The organism is Cohnella fermenti (assembly GCF_004801405.1).
Lineage (GTDB): Bacteria > Bacillota > Bacilli > Paenibacillales > Paenibacillaceae > Cohnella > Cohnella fermenti.
Map to the genome: position 1 here is coordinate 25885 of NZ_SSOB01000006.1, position 18852 is coordinate 44736.

The 18852-nt window shown below is 59.7% G+C and carries 19 protein-coding genes; 4 read left to right on the forward strand and 15 right to left on the reverse strand.

All coding sequences use genetic code 11. From position 1 onward, the window contains the following. The 14 genes from E6C55_RS05900 to E6C55_RS05965 all read right to left on the reverse strand — a co-directional run bounded on the left by E6C55_RS05900 (position 1) and on the right by E6C55_RS05965 (position 15195). Complete coding sequence (locus E6C55_RS05900) at positions 1–720, reverse strand: ThuA domain-containing protein (protein WP_136368868.1); 720 nt, start codon at positions 718–720, stop codon at positions 1–3. 12 nt (positions 721–732) lie between these two features. Continuing rightward, on the reverse strand, positions 733–1212 hold the full coding sequence (locus tag E6C55_RS05905; protein WP_136368869.1) for a DUF456 domain-containing protein: 480 nt from the start codon (positions 1210–1212) through the stop codon (positions 733–735). Between the two features lie 4 nt (positions 1213–1216). Beyond that, the gene (locus E6C55_RS05910) at positions 1217–1963 is read right to left on the reverse strand and encodes a Cof-type HAD-IIB family hydrolase (protein WP_136368870.1); all 747 of its coding nucleotides are present in this window, start codon (positions 1961–1963) and stop codon (positions 1217–1219) included. A 199-nt stretch (positions 1964–2162) separates the two neighbouring features. Next, positions 2163–3119: an ABC transporter ATP-binding protein gene (locus E6C55_RS05915; RefSeq protein ID WP_136368871.1), complete on the reverse strand. Its 957-nt coding sequence runs from the start codon at positions 3117–3119 to the stop codon at positions 2163–2165. Then, positions 3116–4126, reverse strand: a complete 1011-nt coding sequence (locus tag E6C55_RS05920; protein WP_136369021.1) for an ABC transporter ATP-binding protein — start codon at positions 4124–4126, stop codon at positions 3116–3118. The genes E6C55_RS05915 and E6C55_RS05920 overlap by 4 nt, the downstream gene beginning before the upstream one ends. 47 nt (positions 4127–4173) lie before the next feature. Beyond that, a complete protein-coding gene (locus E6C55_RS05925) occupies positions 4174–5103 on the reverse strand; it encodes an ABC transporter permease (protein WP_136368872.1) in 930 nt (309 codons plus the stop codon). A gap of 3 nt (positions 5104–5106) precedes the next feature. Beyond that, the gene (locus E6C55_RS05930; RefSeq protein ID WP_136368873.1) at positions 5107–6042 is read right to left on the reverse strand and encodes an ABC transporter permease; all 936 of its coding nucleotides are present in this window, start codon (positions 6040–6042) and stop codon (positions 5107–5109) included. A gap of 83 nt (positions 6043–6125) precedes the next feature. Then, positions 6126–7808 (reverse strand): peptide ABC transporter substrate-binding protein, encoded by a 1683-nt coding sequence (locus E6C55_RS05935; protein WP_136368874.1) that lies wholly within the window; start codon positions 7806–7808, stop codon positions 6126–6128. Positions 7809–8679: 871 nt separating this feature from the next. Beyond that, positions 8680–10746, reverse strand: a complete 2067-nt coding sequence (locus E6C55_RS05940; RefSeq protein WP_136368875.1) for a peptidoglycan D,D-transpeptidase FtsI family protein — start codon at positions 10744–10746, stop codon at positions 8680–8682. 84 nt (positions 10747–10830) lie between these two features. Next, positions 10831–11964, reverse strand: a complete 1134-nt coding sequence (locus E6C55_RS05945) for a transglutaminase domain-containing protein (protein ID WP_136368876.1) — start codon at positions 11962–11964, stop codon at positions 10831–10833. Further along, entirely contained in the window at positions 11961–12416 is a 456-nt protein-coding gene (locus E6C55_RS05950; protein WP_136368877.1) for a hypothetical protein, read from the reverse strand. The genes E6C55_RS05945 and E6C55_RS05950 overlap by 4 nt, the downstream gene beginning before the upstream one ends. Positions 12417–12499: 83 nt before the next feature. Next, positions 12500–14071 carry a hypothetical protein gene (locus tag E6C55_RS05955; RefSeq protein ID WP_136368878.1) on the reverse strand — a complete coding sequence of 524 codons (1572 nt, stop codon included), beginning with the start codon at positions 14069–14071 and terminating at the stop codon, positions 12500–12502. Then, complete coding sequence (locus E6C55_RS05960) at positions 14068–14811, reverse strand: ABC transporter ATP-binding protein (RefSeq protein WP_230986560.1); 744 nt, start codon at positions 14809–14811, stop codon at positions 14068–14070. Before E6C55_RS05960 ends, E6C55_RS05955 begins: the two co-directional genes overlap by 4 nt. After that, positions 14812–15195, reverse strand: coding sequence for a GntR family transcriptional regulator (locus tag E6C55_RS05965; protein WP_136368879.1), 384 nt, complete (start codon positions 15193–15195; stop codon positions 14812–14814). A gap of 195 nt (positions 15196–15390) precedes the next feature. Between E6C55_RS05965 and E6C55_RS05970 the strand changes: the two genes are divergently transcribed. The 4 genes from E6C55_RS05970 (at position 15391) to E6C55_RS05985 (ending at position 17889) form a co-directional block, all read left to right on the forward strand. Continuing rightward, positions 15391–16641 (forward strand): MFS transporter, encoded by a 1251-nt coding sequence (locus E6C55_RS05970; protein ID WP_136368880.1) that lies wholly within the window; start codon positions 15391–15393, stop codon positions 16639–16641. Positions 16642–16769: 128 nt separating this feature from the next. Continuing rightward, on the forward strand, positions 16770–16868 hold the full coding sequence (gene yjcZ, locus E6C55_RS05975; protein ID WP_168735483.1) for a sporulation protein YjcZ: 99 nt from the start codon (positions 16770–16772) through the stop codon (positions 16866–16868). 120 nt (positions 16869–16988) lie between these two features. Beyond that, positions 16989–17477: a hypothetical protein gene (locus E6C55_RS05980; protein WP_136368882.1), complete on the forward strand. Its 489-nt coding sequence runs from the start codon at positions 16989–16991 to the stop codon at positions 17475–17477. 55 nt (positions 17478–17532) lie between these two features. Beyond that, positions 17533–17889 carry a toprim domain-containing protein gene (locus E6C55_RS05985; RefSeq protein WP_136368883.1) on the forward strand — a complete coding sequence of 119 codons (357 nt, stop codon included), beginning with the start codon at positions 17533–17535 and terminating at the stop codon, positions 17887–17889. 267 nt (positions 17890–18156) lie between these two features. Here E6C55_RS05985 and E6C55_RS05990 read toward each other — a convergent pair whose 3' ends face one another. Next, positions 18157–18852, reverse strand: coding sequence for an SCO family protein (locus E6C55_RS05990; RefSeq protein WP_136368884.1), 696 nt, complete (start codon positions 18850–18852; stop codon positions 18157–18159).

Sequence of the window (18852 nt, forward strand, 5' to 3'; positions counted from 1 at the left end):
TCATCCCAACGATTCTAACGGTTTATGATTGCCGCGGACCGGCTTCGCCGCGCCCGAAGGAGCCGCCCAGCGCACACCGTTCGCGATAACGCGGCGCACGAGCGGATGATAATAGGTCGGATACGTCTCATGGCCCGGACGGAAGTAGAAGATCCTCCCTTGGCCGCGCTTGTAGGTGCAGCCGCTGCGGAACACTTCCCCGCCCTCGAACCAACTGACGAACACGAGCTCGTCCGGAGCCGGGATGTCGAAGTGCTCCCCGTACATCTCCTCCGGCTTGATCTCGAAGTATTCCGGGAGATCGGCCGCGATCGGATGAGCGGGATCAACCACCCAGACGCGTTCCTTCTCGCCCGCTTCCCTCCACTTCAAGTCGCAGCTTGTCCCCATTAGTTTTTTGAAAATTTTCGAAAAATGGCCCGAGTGCAGCACGATCAGCCCCATCCCGTCCATCACCCTGCGGTGCACCCGTTCCACAATCTCGTCGTCGACCTCATGATGCGCCATGTGCCCCCACCAGATGAGCACGTCCGTGCCGTCCAGCACCTCCTGCGTCAAGCCGTGCTCCGGCTCGGGCAGCGTTGCCGTGCGAACGGACAGTCCGTCTTCCGCCTCGAGACCGTCGGCGATCGCGCGATGAAGACCGTCCGGGTACACCTCGCGCACCTCTTCGTGAATGTGTTCATGCCGGAATTCGTTCCAGACCGTCACTTTAATCAATGCGAATCCTCCTTAGATCAGCCAGATGATGAACAGTACGATCATGACAAGCTGAAGGACAATCTTCATGAACGTGCTCGTGAACAGCCCGACAAGCGATCCCCAGCCGACCTTAAGCGCCTTGTCGAACGGGGAACCCGCGATGAGCTCGCCGAGCAGCGCTCCCGCGAACGGGCCGATGATGAGGCCGAACGCCGGAATGACGAAGGGACCGATAATGACGCCGATCGTGCTCCCCCAGACGGACGCCTTGGAGCCCCCGAACTTCTTGACTCCCCAGGCGTTCACCACGTAATCCGCCACGATCAGCGCCAGGACAATAAGCGTCTGAATGCTCCAGAACCAGAAGCCGAACGGTTCGAACGAGAAGAAGAGCCCGTACACGAAGAACGCCGCATAGATCGCGAAGACGCCGGGCAGAACCGGGTACACCGCTCCGGCCATGCCGACGACGAACAGCACGACAATGATAATCCAGCCGAGTATATCCATACTCTCACACCCTCAGCACGTATTGGCGAATGACCTGGGCGACCCCGTCCTCAAGATTCGAGCCGGTGACGACGTCGGCGCCCGCCTTGACCTCATCCTGCGCATTGCCCATCGCGACGCCGAGTCCGACCGCCTTGATCGCCGCCAGATCGTTCAGGCTGTCGCCGACCGCTACCGCTTCCGCCATCGTGCAGCCGATGAGGCCGCACACTTCTTCGATCGCCGTCGCTTTGGTAATGCCCGCAGGATTCACTTCGATGTTGAAGGGCGACGAGTTGCTCAGCTCAAGCCCTTCCCAAGCTTCCAATTCCGTACGGATGGCGGCGAGCGTCTCCAGGTTCTCGTCGTAGTACCCGAACTTGAGCCAGTCGACCGCATAGGTATCGCCGATCCATCTCTCCTTATTATAGATGCCTTGCGTGGAATAGGCCCAGAACCACGCCTCCGGGTGCCGTTCCGCCAGGCGATGGAGCTTCATCACCTTCTCGTGCGACAGTGTTGTCCTGCGGTGCAGCTCACCCGGCTTACGCCAGATCTCGCCACCGTTCACGACGATCAGCGGCGATTCGCCAAGCCCGAGCCATTCCGCGAACGGAAGCGCGCTGTCGTACCCTCTGCCGGTCGACACGCACACCGTCACCCCGGCTTCCCTCGCCTTCGCGATCCATTCCCGATTCGTCTCGCTGATCTCGCTCCGGTCGTTCAGTGTCGTTCCGTCCAAGTCCAACGCCAGCAGTCGATAGTGTCCCAAGACTCTCTCATTCCCTCCTTCTCTCTGTACGGCCCATAGCCCATAGCTCATAGCTCATAGCGATAGCCCATAACCGATGACCAACATACCAACGACATTTTAACACAAATCCGGGCGGAGCACGAAGAAAGCCTCGGAGGTCCGAAGACCTTCCGAGGCTGTGCGCCCGCGCGAAGCATGAGCGCCATCCGCGCGGCTATTAAGCATAATGACAGGCAGCCAGGTGGCCGGGACGCGTCTCTCTAAGCTCCGGCACCTCCGCCGCGCACTTCTCCGTCGCCGCCGGACAGCGGGTGCGGAACGGGCAGCCGCTCGGCGGATTGATCGGGCTCGGCAGATCGCCGGACAGCACGATTCGCTCCTTCTCGCGCGCCGCGCTCGGGTCCGGCTCCGGAATGGCCGACAGCAGCGCCTTCGTGTACGGATGCTGCGGGTAATCGTACAGCTCCTCGCTGGAGGCGAGCTCGACGATCTTGCCCAGGTACATGACCGCCACCCGGTCGCTCACATACTTGACCATCGACAGGTCGTGCGCAACGAACAGGTAGGTAAGGCCAAGCTGCTTCTGCAGATCGATCAGTTGGTTGATGATCTGCGCCTGGATCGAGACGTCGAGCGCCGAGATCGGCTCGTCGCAGACGACGAATTCCGGGTTGACGGCAAGCGCGCGGGTGATGCCGATCCGCTGGCGCTGGCCGCCCGAGAATTCGTGCGGGTAACGGGAGGCGTGCTCCGCGTTCAGGCCGACGAGCTCGAGCAGCTCTTCGACGCGCTTCTTCCGCTCCGCCTTGCCGTGGGCAAGGCCGTGAATGTCGAGCGCCTCGCCGACGATGTCGAGCACCGTCAGCCGCGGGTTAAGCGAGGCGTACGGGTCTTGGAAAATCATCTGCATCCGGCGGCGATACGCCTTGAACTGCCGCTTGGACAGCTTCGCGATGTCGACGCCGTCGTATATCATGGAACCGGCTGTCGGCTCGTACAGGCGCATGATCGTTCGCCCCGCCGTCGTCTTGCCGCAGCCCGACTCTCCGACAAGACCGACCGTCTCGCCCTTCTTGATATCGAGCGTGAAGTTCTGAACGGCCTTGAGCTCGCGGCCGCCCCCAAGCTGGAAGTGCTTGCTGAGGCCGTTAATATCCAGCAGCGACTTGCTCATGCGTGCACCTCCCGTTGCTCTGCGGCTTGCCCGGCGCGCGGGTCCTGAAGCCAGCATCTTACCTGGTGGCTGCCTCCGAGCTCGGTCACTTCCGGATGCGTTGTCCGGCAGATGTTCATCGCGAACGAGCAGCGGTCGCAGAAGCCGCAGCCCTTCGGCGGCGCGATCAGATCGGGCGGCGTGCCGTAGATCGGCACAAGCGGCTCGTCCTTGCGCTGCGACAGCTTCGGCAGCGAGTTCAGCAGCCCTCTCGTATACGGATGGCTCGGGTTCGCGAAGATCTCCTCCGTCGTCCCGCTCTCGACGATCTGGCCGGCGTACATGACCATAACCCGGTCGCAGACATCCGCGACGATGCCGAGATCGTGCGTGATGAGAATAATCGAGGTGCCGAGCTGCTCCTGAAGCCGCTTCATCAAGCGAAGAATCTGGGCCTGAATCGTGACGTCGAGCGCAGTCGTCGGCTCGTCCGCAATCAGCAGCGACGGATTGCAGGCGAGTGCGATCGCAATCATGACGCGCTGGCGCATCCCCCCGGAGAATTCATGCGGGTACTGCTTGTACCTCGCTTCCGGCGTCGGAATGCCGACGAGCTTCAGCATCTCGACCGCGCGTTCCTTCGCCTCGGACTTGGACATTCCCTGATGCTTGACGAGGCCTTCGGAGATCTGCTTGCCGACCGGCATCGTCGGATTAAGAGAGGTCATCGGATCTTGGAAAATCATGCCGATCTTGTTGCCCCGAATCTTCTGCATATCCTTCTCGCTGAGCTTAAGCAGGTCTTGCCCTTCGAACAGGATCTCGCCGTTCTTGACCCGGCCGGGCGGCATCGCGATCAGACGCATGACCGTCTGGGCCGTCACGCTCTTGCCGCTGCCGGATTCGCCGACTATCGCCACCGCTTCGCCGTGCTTCACGTCGAAGCTCACGTTGCGGATCGCCTGGACTTCCCCTCCGAATACGTCGAAGGAGACGCTCAGGTCTTTTACTTCGAGCATCGTTGTCATATCTGGCATGGTTGTCATATCTGGGCCACTCTCCTTCCTTCGCGGGATTATTTCTTAAGCTTCGGATCGAAGGCGTCGCGAAGTCCGTCCCCGAATACGTTGAAGGCAAACATCGTGAGACACAGGAAGAACGCCGGGAAGAACAAGCGCCACGGGAAGATCGTCATCGCCCCGATGCTGTCGCTGATCATCGTGCCCCACGAAGCGACAGGCGATTGAACGCCCAGTCCGAGGAAGCTCAGGAACGCCTCGGTGAAGATCGCGCTCGGCACGCTGAGCGTAACCGTAACAATGATCGGCCCCATCGCGTTCGGGATCAGGTGGCGGAACATGATGCGCATATGTCCGGCACCGAGCACCTGGGACGCCAGCGCATACTCCTGGTTTTTCAACGAGATGATCTGCCCGCGCACGATCCAGGCCATGTTGATCCAGCCCGTAATCGACATTGCGACGATAATGGTCGTCAGACTCGGCTCCATGACGACGAGCAGCAGAATGACGACGAGCAGATACGGAATCGCGTACAGAATCTCCGACAGGCGGTTCATGATCTCGTCGACCTTGCCGCCGAAGTAACCCATAATCGCTCCGTAGATGATTCCGATGAAGAAGTCGATGATCGCCGCCATGACGCCGACGAACAGCGAGATGCGCGCGCCCATCATCGTTCGGACAAGCATGTCCCGGCCCAGATCGTCGGTCCCGAACCAATGCCCCCAAGTGGGAGCCTTGTTCTTGTTCACCAGGTCGTTCGAATAGTGATCGTGCACAGACAGCCATGGTACCAATATCGCAAGCGCGACAACGACGATGATCACCCAGAAGCCGAACATCGCCAGCTTGTTGCCCTTCAGTCTGTATCGGATATCCTGCCAAGCAGTCAGACTCTTGCGTGTAATCTTCTCGCCGGCCCCAGCCTCTCGCTGAAGGGGCGCGAAGGGATTGTCGTCTCTAGTCACAGCGCGGTTGCTCACTTCTTATGCACCTGCCTTTCCGCCTTTGAGGCGAATGCGCGGATCGACAAGCACGTAGGCGATATCGGCAACGAAGCGGCCGATCAGCAGAATTACCGCATAGAAAATTGTCGTTCCCATAATCAGGGGATAATCTCGGTCAACAATGCTGGATACGAAGAACTTGCCAAGACCGGGTATCGCAAAAATTTGTTCCACGACAACAGAGCCGGTAATGACGTTGGCGATCATGAAACCCAGATACGTCACGACCGGCAGCATGGAGTTGCGCAGCGCGTGACGCCAAACGATCATATGGCCGGCCAGGCCCTTGGCCTTCGCCGTCTTGATGAAGTCGCCGTTCAGCACTTCGACCATCGTCGAGCGAATGAGGCGGGCGATAACCGCAATGGACGATGCGGACAAGGCAATGGTGGGCAGGATGTAATCGAGCGGCCTCTTGAGGCCCGCCACGGAGAACCATCCGAGCTTCACGGCAAAGATGTACTGCAATAGCGGACCTAAGATCAGGCTCGGGACCGCCAGGCCGATAACGGCCAATGTCATGGAGAAGTGATCGAGGAATCTTCGGTGATAGAGCGCCGCCAGAATCCCGAGCACGCAGCCGCCGATAACGGAAGTGACGATCGAGGCGAGGCCGAGACGCAAGGAATAACCGAAGGAGCTGGAGATCATCCGCTCAACCGTCTGATACTTCTTCTTCATGGATACGCCGAGATCGCCGTGGATCAGGTTGTCCATGTAGTTGATGTAGCGCTCGAACATCGGTTTGTCCAGACCGTAATACGCTTCCAAGTTTTTCTTGACCTGTTCGCTTGTCGCTTTCTCCGATTGCAGCGGGCTCCCTGGGATGACATTCATCAGCACGAAGGTCAGACTAGCCAAGAGGAACAGGGTTACAACCATAAAAGAGACTTTACGAAGCACAAAAGCTACCACTGTTTATACCCGCCTCTCAAAAACAAGGGTATATATAGGCAATCTATATATACCCTCGAGCTATTTGTTCTCCTGACTGCCTGTTACTTCTTGCTGCCGAACACCCAGTCGATATGGCCGGAGTAGTCGGACGTTACGCCTTCGATGTCGTCCTTGACCATCGTTACCGTCGTGTAGTAGTAGAACGGCAGAACGGCCATGTCGTCGATCGCTTGCTTCTCGGCCTTCGCAATCAGATCCAGTCGAGTCGCTTCGTCGGTTGCGGCAAGCGATTCGTCAAGCCACTTCCCGACTTGCTCGTTGTCGTACTTGCCGTCGTTGTTGCCGGACTTCGGATGGATCAGGTCGTACGTGAAGTTGATCGCGTGGTTGAAGTCGGCGCCCCAGCCTGCGCGGGCAACGTCGAATTGGCCTGCGTCGCGAGTCTCGAGGAACGTTCCCCATTCCTGGTTCGTGACGGCAACTTCAACGCCGAGGTTCTTCCTCCACATGTCGGCTGCCGCTTCGGCAATCGCCTTGTGGCCTTCGCTTGTGTTGTAGAGGAGGGTGATCTTCGGCAATTGGGCAATGCCTTCTTCCGCCATGCCTTCCGCCAGAAGCTTCTTCGCTTCATCGATGTCTTCGGAGAAGTAGCCGGTGTCCGGATACATCTCGCGGAACAGCTTGCCGTCCGTGCCCGCGATGCTCGGCGGCACGAGAGCGTAAGCCGGCGTCTGATTCGCTTGGGTAATGTTGTCGATGATCGATTGACGGTCGATCGCCATCGAGAATGCCTTGCGGATCTTCACGTTGTTGAACGGCGCCTTCTGCGTGTTGAACACGTAGTAGTACGACGATGCGATCGCTTTGACTTGAGCGCTGCCGTCGGCGATAACTTGAGCCGTGCGGTCCGTCGGCACTTGGCCCGCTTGCGCGCCGATCCAATCGATGTCGTCCGATTGGAACATATTGTAGACGGTGTTGTTGTCTTCCACCAGGCTGATCGTTACCTTGCTGAAGTTAACCTTGTCCTTATCGAAGTAGTTCGGGTTCGGCTCGAGAACAAGCTTGTCCTCATGCGCCCATTCCTTCAGCAGGAACGGCCCGTTGGAGACGATCGTCGATGCGTCTGCCGCCCATGCTTCATTCGCTTCAACCGTCGCTTCGTGAACCGGCAGGTAGGTATAGTGGGATACGAGGGACGGGAAGTACGGAGTTGCCGACTTCAGGGTCACTTCCAGCGTCGTGTCGTCGGTTGCCTTGACGGCGACGTCGTCTGCGGAGCCCGTTCCGGCGTTGTACTCTTCGGCGCCCTTGATGTAGAACAGCATATATGCGTATTCGGAAGCCGTCTCCGGCGCAAGCGCCCGCTTCCAGGAGTAGACGAAGTCATTGGCGGTTACTTTGTCGCCATTGCTCCAAGTCGCGTCGTCGCGAAGCTTGAAGGTATACACGAGTCCGTCGTCGGACACATCGTAACCTGTGGCGATTGCCGGTTGCGGCTCGCCGGCGGAATCAAGACGATACAGGCCTTCGTAGAGGCCGGCCGCTACGATCGACGATTGCGCGTCGGTCATGAGCGCGGGGTCAAGGCTTGGCGGTTCGCTTGCGAGCGTAAACCGGAATTCTCCGCCTTTCTTGACGTCTGCGGAAGAACTGCTGCTTGCGGAGGAGGATGGAGCCGCGTTATTGCCATTGTTGTTGTTGGAGCAAGCCGACAATACGGCTGCCAGCATCATAACGACAACGAGCGGAAGCAATAACCCCTTCTTTTTGTCTACCTTCACACAATTCAACTCCTTTTTGTAATAAAAAACGACACGACAAAAAACAACACGTCTCAATTCATGACCGGCGGATCGATTATGACCTACAGATCAATAATGACCGCTGAAGATCAATAATGACCAATAGGCTAAACATGACCAACAGTACATGAACGGATGTAAACATTTATAACATCGAAAATTTCAATAGTCAATGGCCTCATTTTACTAATAAAATGAATAAAAAAAGGAAAATATAATGATATACATTCTCCTTTCATAAATTTAGCTTATGCATTTGCCAAAAAACCTTGCTGTCATGCGGAATTATGACCGTTGGTACATGAACATTCGTGCATATATATAGATTCATTTGTAACAATATTCATTCGTGGCAATTTGATTTTTTTTGAACGGGAACCCGATAGATTTCCCCTTGCTTGCCTGCATCTGTAATATGCCCGGCAACCGGGGCCTTCATTCGCAGCCGTGCTCCCGCGCCTCTCCCCCGGTCTACCTGCCGAAAAATGCAAAAAAGACGGCCCAAGGATAAGCTCCTTGAAGCCGTCTTTCTGCAAACTTGTCATTTTATATGGTTTTTCACATTCACAGGCTCGAATTGAAGGGAATCGCGGCGTTTTATGTGATTTTTCGCATATATACGGCAATTCGATCCGGAATTTCCTCCACGAATGTGATTTTTCGCATAAAATCGTCCAAAGTCCCCGTTATCGCGCCGCGCCAATGTGATTTTTCACATAAAATCACGGAAATCATCGGCTTCGGCACCTTAATCGGCGGCCCAGTCCCTCCTGAGGGGCTCGAACGAGCCCCCCCTCGACTCCGCCTATGGCTGAAAGGATAGAGATGCCGGCCGCCATAGATCAGGGCTTCACTCTGCAAGCGCCGCGCCTGCGTCCGTGCCGACGTCTGCGGCAGTCGCATCCTCCGTGGAGGAGACGGCGGCCTTGCGCGGCGTTCCGGTGAGGCCGACCTCCTCGTCGTAGGCATCGAAGATCTTGCGCGCGATCGGCGCCGCGCCCCAGCCGCCGTAGCCGCCTTCCGGCACGACAACGGCAACGGCAAGCACCGGATCTTCCGCAGGAGCGTACGCGATAAAGACGGCATTCTCGACGATCTTGCCGGCAACCTCCTGCTGCGAGGTCCCTGTCTTCCGGTTGTAGTTGTACGGGAAGTCGTCGAAGCCTTGGACATTAACCTGCGACATCCCCTTCTCGATCGTCTCCCAGTACGCATCCGGGAAGTCGATCGTATTCAGCACTTCCTTCTGGTAAGGCTGAACGAGGTTGCCTTCCGAATCCTCGATTCGCTCGACGAATTGCGGCTTCAGCCTCGTTCCGCGACTGGCCAGTGTCGAGGCGTATTGAGCAAGCTGCAGGGCAGTGTAGCGCCCCTGCTGTCCGAAGGAGGCGTAGATCAGTGCAGACTGCGCGCTGCCCCGCTTCACTTCCTCGTAGTAGTTGATCGCGCCCTTGGACTCGCCGGGCAGACCGCTTCCCGTCGTGACGCCGAGACCGAATTGCTTCATGTAGCTGTCCCAGACGTCCAGTCCGTCGGAGCCGTCGCGCAGGTAGAGCGCGTTCCCGATCATCTTCGCCATGAAGGCGTTGGACGACTTCGCGATCGCCTTCCATGGGGTCAGCTCGCCATTCGCTGCGCTGCTCGCATTCCTGACTCTGGTCTCGTAGCCCTTGCGGCCGAACTCGAAGTAACCGGGATCGTTAAACGTGGAGCTCGTCGTGATCAGCTTCTCGTTCAAGCCGAGCAGCACCGTCAGCGGCTTCTGCGTCGACCCGAGATTGACGAGCGACGACGGATGCTTCAACCGTTCCTTGTCATCCTCGTAAGGGGCCTGCACCTCGCGGATCGCGCCATTGCCCATGAAGTACTTGACCGCTTCGTAATCCTTCGAGCTGATGCCGCCCTGCCACAGATTCGTATCGTAATCCGGCATGCTCGCCATCGCGACGACCTTGCCCGTCTTCACTTCGATCGCAACCGCATAGCCTGTTTTGGCATTCTCCGCGCGCTCCGCCTTCAGCGTCGACGTGCGGATCTTCTCCAGGTGTGCCGTGATCGCATTCTGCGTCGCGAGCTGAATGTCCTTGTTGATCGTCAGGAACAGATTGTTCCCCTTGACCGGCTTCGTCAGCTCCATCGGACCGATGATCCGGCTCTCGTTATTGACCGGATAGGTCTTGAGGCCGTTGCGGCCGCGCAGCTCCTCCTGGTACATAAGCTCGATGCCGTCGAATCCGACATCTTCGGTATCCAGATATGTCAGCGTCGGATCTTCCTGATCTTTATTGATGTCCTTGTAGTAATTGAGCGATGTCGCTCCCGACAAGCGCTTCATATAGCCAATGAGTTGTACCGCAACCTGATCGGAGCTGTATTGCCGGATGCTCTCTTCCACAATATCGATGCCTTCGTACTCGTTCTTATGCTCGCTGAAGTAGGCGATCTCCTCTTGAGTCAACCCCGACTTGATGCGGCGCGGCTGATAAGGAAGATGAACCACTCCGCCAAAGTCCATGTCATCGAAGACGTCGTCCGCCGTCAGCGAAGTCGCGTTCTTATCCCCATACTTGTCGAATACCTGAACGAGCCGCTCCGCCAACGCCCGCCCCGTCTCTTCCTTCGTCCCCGACTCAAGCGTATAGTAGAGCGATTGCGTGGACGTGGAATAAGCGATTGCCTTGCCGGTAGAATCGTAAATATTGCCCCTTATCGGCGGAATGTACACATCCCGGGTGCCGGCCTGGTGCTCCTTCTCCTTCAGGAGGTCGCCCTCCACGAACTGAAGATAAGCAAGCCGCACGATCAGGGTCGAGAAGACAAAGAATGTGACGAAAAAAAATAAATTCAGACGGAAGCTGAAGTTGCGACGGTTGCGCAGCTCTCTTTTCTGGGCTTCCTCGGTGCGTTCATCGCTCACCGCATTTTCCTCCAAGCGCCTTATTTCGAATTCCTATTCGCATTGAGGCCGTCAGGCCTTCTTATGAGTTCGCTCTTATCGACATTATAAAGCTTCCCAGGCGTCCCGAACATGAGTATCTTCGAACCTCGGGGGATCGTACCAGTTGCCCGTCTTCGCCCAGGTCGAATCCAAGGGCAGCCAACGGCTCTCTTCCGACAAGTACACTTCGTTCCAGGCATGCGGGCCATAGCCGCCGAACCCGTCATACCCGAGCCCGGTCACCACCCGAACCTCCAGACCGACGGAACGGGCCATTGCGGCGTACAGGCGGGAGTAGTCGATGCATACGCCGAGCCGCGTGCGGAACGTATCCTCCGGCGTCTGCTCGCGCCATTCCCCGCGATTCTCGTAGGCGTCTACCTTATCGTAGTCGTAAGCGATCCGCGTGCCGACCCAGTCGTACAGCGCCCGGGCCTTCCCGTTATCGCTCGTCTCCCCCGACGCAATCTCCCGGGCGGCGAGCACGATGCCTTCCGGCAGGTCCGCGTCGATAACATCGTAGCGCTTCTGCCAGAGCTGGTCGAGCTCCCCTTGCATCTGCCTGGCGAAGACCGGAGCCTGCGCCGCCAGCAGATCTCCGGCGGCAGGCTCGAGAATGCGCGCAGCCGCCTCGCGGTACAGGCCGGACTGCTCCACATAATCCGCGTAAGGACCTTGAGGCGCCAGCGAGCAATACGCGAACAGGACGGCGGTCAGCACAATCGCCCTGCCGCAGCCGAGACCGGCGCCGATCGCGCCGCCGAAGAGGCGGCTGACCGCTCCGCCGCCCGGAACGAGCGCGAACGGAACGGCCCCGATTCTCGCGAGCAGGCTGCCGATCCGCCCGATCGCGAGCCGGATCAGCAGATAGCCGAGCAGGAACAAGACGGCGAAGCGAAGCAGCGGCAGGTCCCGGATGCCGGCATAGACCGTGTAGCCGAGCTGCGCGAAGCCGGACGAGTTCGCAGGCGGCTGCTCCCACTCCCGCGCCTGCAGCCATTCTCTTGCGGGCTGCGAGGCGGCGGAGGCGATCCATGCCGCCAGCGCGATCGAGCCGAGCGTCATCGCCGTGCTCGCCACGAACAAGAAGAGGCGCTTCGCGGAACCGGAAGCGCCTCTCCACACGCCTTGAAGCAAGGACACCGCCACGACGGCCAGAAGCGCCAAGGTAACGAGGTTGGTGTCCAGCGAGGTCATCGCGATGCTTCCCTGGCGGCGACGACGAATTCGCGAACCGCGCCGTCAAGCGGCACTTCCGGGAAGGTGACGCCCTTGTAGGTCACCTTGACCTTCCCCGAGTTCGCGATTCCGGACAAGGTAATGCTCTTCGTCTTGACCGTATAGCTTCCATCGTCGCTGAGCGTGTACTTCGCGTCCTGCGCTTCTCCCGCCATCGACGCGATCGCTTCGTCCAGCAGGGCGGCCGTCGCCTTGCTGCCGACCTCCGACACCTTGCTGCCGACTTCCTTCAGGTCGTTAACCGTATAGCCGCCGTAAGCGAGCAAGGCAATGACGATGACGGCGGCAAGTGCCCACTTGGCCACCGTCTTGACGACATTCACGACGATTAGTATCGCGACGAGCGCGATAACGATGACAACCCAGTGGTCCGTCGCGAACTGCTTCCAGGCCTCGATATCGAGATTCATTCGGTATCCTCCATGCAAGCTTGGATTAATCCTACTCTATTATACTGTACCTCTTTGCTCATAGTAAAACATAGACAAGAAGATTATTTGCCGACAACCCTCGATTGCCTGCGCCGGGCAAGGTCCTCCTGCGTATTCAGCAGGTACAGATGCACCCAGCGGGTGCCCAAGCGGAAGCCGCAGATAGCCAGCGGCACCAGCACGACGGCGAGCAGCGCCAGCCGCAGCCAATGAACGGGAGCCAGTCCCGATTCGTAGGCCTGCTCCGGGTAAATCCACTGGGTGACGATCATCGGCAGGAAGTAACCGAGAGAGGAGAGCGGCACGAACACCCAGTTGAGAGCTCTCGAGCGGTACGCCGCGGCCTGCCCGAGCATAATGAAGCCGAGAGCGACGCCGATTCCGAGATAGAGCGCCAAGAGATAGATCATCGTCGTCATGTCGTCCCAGCCCCGGAATTCGGTCTTCCCGAGCATAAGCCGAACCGCTGCAACCCCGAGCGCATAGGCGAGAAGCGCCCCGGCCAGCAGCTTCGCCGCAACCGCCCAGACGGCCGCCATCCTCGCAAGCAGCAGCTTGCTCCGGCTGTAAGGGAAGCAGAGCCACCAGCTTAACCTCTTCTTGTTCGCTTCCAGTTGGTTCAGCGTCAGGATAACGATACAAGGAACGAGCACGGTCGGCATCAGAGTCAACTGGAAGATCCCGATCAGATCTTCATGCCGGAGCGACATGGCGCCGCTGAGAACGGCATAACCGAGGAACAGAATCGAAGCGATCACCCGCACCGGCTTCATCCCCAGAAAATACCGATAGCGAGACGATTCGAGAGCATAGAGGGAGGCGAAGCCCGGTGGCGCGGCCACGCGCTGCTCCCGCTTCTCCGCTGCGGTCTGCGTCTTGTTCCCAAGGCTTCCGGAACGATAGACGGCCAGATCGCGAAGCCCGTGCCGGGCCGCGAAGCGCAGCAAGACGCGGTACGACGGCTTCGCCGGCAGCGCCGCCGCCAGCGCATAGAGAGCGACCCGATCCGCTTGCAGCCAGCGGTCCAGCTCCAGGGAAAATTCCCCAATCGCGGACAGCACGGCAACAAGAAGGGCGAAGGCCAGAATCATCGGAAGCAGCAGCCAGAGTCGACGTCCCGTGTACATACCGAGCATGGACCATCCGATGCCATAGAAGATCGGCAGCAAAGCAGCGTACAGCAGCAGATAAGCCAGCGAGTCCAGCGAGAACGTTCCCCAAGCGAACGCCTCCGGTCCGAGCTTACCCAGTCCCTGCCGAACAAGGCTGCTCGCGAGGCAGGTCAACCATATCGCCAGCGAGACGGCCGCCAGCAATCTCAAGCCTGCGGCCGCCTTCGTCTCCAGCAGCTTCTCGCGCGGGAGCGGCATGGAGAGCCACCAGATTCGGAACGGATTCTCCCATAGCATCATCGCCTGTCCGGCGCCAAACAAGAGGGCGGACAAGACGGAGAACACGGCCCCGATCGCGAAGACGGAGCGCGGAGTCGCGCTTGCGTCCAGCAGGTGCACCCCCGCCGCGACCAAGACGAGCGGGATTCCGAACCAGAGCGCCATGCCCCTTGCGTCCAGCGAAAGCCAGTGGCGAACCCGTCCCCATTCCAGCTCCAACAACCGATCGCGCGAGCGTCTCATGAGAACACGTCCCGGTAACAGGATTCGACGGAGCGGCCGCCAAGGCGAAGCTCTTCGACGTCGTGAACGCCGCGAATCGCTCCTTCGCCGATCAGCACGATCCGGTCGAACAGTTGCTCCATCTCGCGAATATCATGCGTCGCGATCAGGAACGTCCGCTGCCCGTCGGCCATCTCCGCGACGACCGCCGAGGCGATGCGCTCGCGGGAGATCATGTCGACGCCCGCGAACGGCTCGTCGAGAATGATGAGCGGAGCTTCCCGCGCCAGGCAGGTCAGCAGTTGCAGGCGGGCTTCCTCGCCCCGCGACATCGTGCCGATCTTCTTGTCCCGATACACGCCGAGTTCTCGGGCCAGCTCTTCTTCCCGCTCCCGGTTCCAGTCGGGATAGATGCCCGCAGCCAGGTCCAGCCATCCGCCGGCCGTCAGATGCGGGGGCAGTTGGCCCCGGTCCGGCAGGAAGCTCAGCTCCCCGAGCCTGTCCGTTCCCGCCGGACGGCCGAACAGCTCCACGCGGCCGCTGTCCGGCTCGAGCAGGCCGGTGAGCAGCCTCATCAGCGTCGACTTGCCGGCTCCGTTCGGCCCGAGCAGCCCCGTCAGGCTGCCGGCCGGAATGTCGAAGCTGATCCCGTTTAAGATCAGCTTCCGCTTGATCGCCACCTCCACATTGTCGCATTTTACGGCTGTCGCCTTTTTCTCCCCTGCTGCCCTTGCCCCGCTCGCCTGCGCCATCATGAACATTCACTCCTTCTCCCGCGATAACTCCCATAGCTCTTCCAGCGTAATTCCGATCGACCGCGCCGTCTCCTCAAGCCTGCGCACGGCTTCCTTCGCGAGCTGCCGGCGGGTCAGCCGAATCGCTTCCTCCGCTTGCGTCACGAACGTCCCCTGTCCCCGGAAGGTCACGATCAGTTCCAACCGCTCCAGCTCCTGATACGCCTTCATGACCGTCGTCGGATTGACGCGAAGGCTCGCCGCCGTCTCGCGAACGGATGGCAAGCGCGTTCCCGGCTCAAGCTCTCCCCTCGCGATCATCGCCCGAATCTGTTCGACGAACTGCTCGTAGAGCGGCCTGGAAGGGTCGATCTGGAAGTCCTGGGCCGTCCACCCTCGAATCGGCGGCATCGGCAACACCCGGCTTTCTGTTCAATGTGCCACGTGTGTGGCTACACACCATACACTTAACCTGCAGCAAGTGTACCACGGATCGCCACACACTTTCAAGGGGCATATTGAGCGGCGCAAGGGCGTACAAGTAGTCATAGACCAAGCCGGCGCCACGCTACCGTCCCCGCCGACTAGCCAGGAGGCGATTCCCCGTTGAAAATGGCCGTGTGGCTCTATCTCTTCCTCTTCGTCGCGTTCTTCGACCTTCATGCGCAGTACCCGATGCTGACTCCGTTCGCCGTCTCGCTCGGCGCCGCCCCGTCCTTCATCGGCCTCGTTATGGGTATGTATTCGCTCACGCACCTGCCGGGCAACCTGCTGGCGGGCTATGGCGTCGACCGGTTCGGCAGCCGCCTGTTCATCGCCGCCAGCCTGGCTGGCGCCGGCATTCTGCTGCTGTTCCAGGCGCAGGTGACCAACCCTTGGCACCTGCTCTATATTCGCTCGATCAGCGGCTTCGTGCTCGCTTTCCTGTCTCCGGCCTGCCTGTCGCTGCTTGCCAAGCTGGCTCGGGACCATATCCACCAAGGCCGGCTCATGGCCGGCAACGGCCTTGTGCACACGATCGCGTCCGTCGTCTCGCCGGCCGCCGGCGCATATCTCGCGGCGAAGATCGGCTTCGCCCAATCGTTCGCCATCCTCGGCTGGGTGCTGCTGGCGACCGGCATCGCCTCGCTCGTCTTCGTCCGCGAGCCGAAGGAGGCCGGCATGGCGCCGGGTCCCGCGGCGGGCTCTGCGGCGGGTTCTGCGGTTGGCTCTGCGGCGGCGGCTTCCGCTTCGGCAGCCGCGCCTGCGACCGCGTTCTCGCCGACGTCGCCCAAGTCCGCCGCCGAGGAGCCCCGCTTCCCTTGGGTCGTGTTCCTGCTTCCGCTTGCCGTCTCGTGCGCACAGGGCATTCTCTCCTTCGAGCTCCCTCTGCGGGCGGCCTCGGCGGATGACGTGCTTACGACCGGCATCCTGTTCTCCATCGTCAGCCTCGGGGCGCTCTCGACGCTTGGCCTCCTGTTCCTTCAGCGCTATCTGCCTTACGCGCGAAGCATCGCCGGCCTGCTGCTGATGGCTCTCGCTTACTACGGCCTCGCCGCCGAGTGGCCCTTCCCGATGATCGCTCTTCTGTTCGTCGTCGGGATGTCCAAAGGCGTGATTTTCCCGGCGATGACGTCCTTCCTGCTGCAGCTCAGCGGCACCGCCCGCTACGGCCGGACCTTCTCGTTCATGGCGATCGCCTCGTCGATCGGCTCGTTCCTCGGCCCCGTCCTCGCCGGACTCGTTCGCGGACACGTGTCGCCCTTCTTCGTCTCCTTCTTCGTCGTCATGGTGGCGCTCATCACGCTGATGCCCCGACCGCAATACTCCATCGGCTGGAACCCCAAGGCCGAGCCGCCTCCCCATGCCGGGCACTAGCCCAACTATTGGGCGAACGGCGGCCCGAACGCGGGCTTCTGCATACGATGTGTTAGGCGTCTCCCCAGCGCGGGGCGGCACACATCATTCGGCGCTGCGGCGCTATGCGCGGAAGGAGGTGTCCGGTCATGTCGCAGTCGCACGGAATCGTCTACGGGCACGGAGCCTCGACAACCATCATCATCGTGCTGTTCATCCTGCTCGTCATCGTGCTTAAGGCTCCTTGAGCAATATGCGAACGGGCACGAACCTTCAACGAGCCGGCGGCGGAGCTGCTTCCCTTCGTCCGCGGCCCCGATTCGGCTCGACTCGTCTGCGGGCAGACCTTCGATCGGGAAGGTCTGTTTTTGTCGGCCGATGTGTGGTACTCCATACCACACATTCGCCCGTTCCCCCGACTGCGCGCCGATGTATGGTACTCCATACCACACATTCGCCTGTTGTCCCGACTGCGCGCCGATGTATGGTACTCCATACCACACATTCGCCTGTTGTCCCGACTGCGCGCCGATGTGTGGTACTCCATACCACACATTCGCCCGTTGCCCCGACTGCGCGCCGCTGTATGGTACTCCATGCCACACATTCGCCCGTTGTCCCGACTGCGCGCCGATGTGTGGTACTCCATACCACACATTCGCCTGTTGTCCCGACTGCGCGCCGATGTGTGGTACTCCATGCCACACATTCGCCCGTTGCCCCGACTGCGCGCCGATGTGTGGTACTCCATGCCACACATTCGCCTGTTGCCCCGTCTGCGCGTCGATGTATGGTACTCCATGCCATTCTTCCGTCCGCACGTCATTCGTAACGCAATTATGCTACAATGTGCCTAAGAACGGCCCAGTCGACCGTTCGCCCCATTCTTGCGCCCGAAGGAGAGATCGCCGCATGGACATCGCCATTATCGTCGAAGGCAAGAACGATCGCAGCCGCCTATCACGAGTCCTCTCCCCCGAGGTTCCGATCCATTGCACGTTCGGCACCTTGAACACGGTGAAGATCGAAGCGCTTCGCAGGGCGATCGGCGACCGACAAGTGTACTTGTTCACCGATCCCGACTCTTCGGGAAGACGTATTCGCGGCATTCTGCACGACATCTTCCCGGATGCGGAGAACTTGTACACCCGGCGCGGCTACAATGGGGTCGAAGGCACCCCCGAGGAGTATCTAATCCAGCAGTTGGAGAAGGCCGGGCTCGAAGAATACATCATTTATCCCGAGCCGATCCCGGAATGGCCGGAATGAGTCGCCTCAACTCATCCCACGCCCAAACCCGGCCGGCCGCGGGCCCAGATGAGTCGCCTCGACTCATCTGACGCCGTCACCTGCCGCACGCATCCAAACTTCTCGATTCGATAACCTCCATTCGCCGCACAAGCGCGGAACCTCCGAACGGTGCTTGGCGACGGGCCATGCACTGTTCGGAGGTTCGTTATCTTCTCCCTACTCGGGTCTTTATCTCAACTTCCGTGCCTTACCTCAACTTCCGTTCCTTATCTCAACTTCCGTGCCTTACATCAGGCTCTTCATTTCCTTATACAGCTCTTCCGCCGACATGTCGCTCGGACTGCCGTTCGCTTGCGGGGAGATGAAGTCGCGGATGCGTCCCTTCTTGTCGACGACGACGATCAGGTTCGAGTGGCCGAAGTTGCCGTCATTGTCCTTGATGACCCCGAGCTGGTACTTCTCGGCAAGCTTGGCCGTCTCCGCCTCGTCGCCGCGCAGGAACTTCCAGCCGGTGTAGTCGGCGCCGAACTTGTCCCCGAAGACGCGCAGCGCCTCGGGCGTGTCGCGCACCGGGTCAATCGTAATCGACAGGAATTCCGCCTTCGTCCCGAAGTCGCCGTCCGCCTTCAGCATCTCCTGCACCTGCGACATCATGAACGTTGTCGGAGGGCAGACGTCGGGGCAATTCGAGTAGAAAAAGTAAACAAGGCGCACCTTGCCGTTCGTATCGCTCATCGTCACCGAGTTGCCGTCGATGTCCTGATACGTGAAGTCGGTCGCCGCTCCTTCATCCGCCAGCTTCGTCTCGTCCTTGTTGTTCGAGACCAGCAGGAACACGGCCATAATAATGCACAAGCCGAACAGGATCATCGGGAATGCGTACCTCTTGCCGAACGATTTTTTCTCCGCGACGACGGGTGGAACGATTACTCCCCCCTGCCCCTCTTCCGCCAGCTTCACTTCTTGGTTATTGTCTTCCAT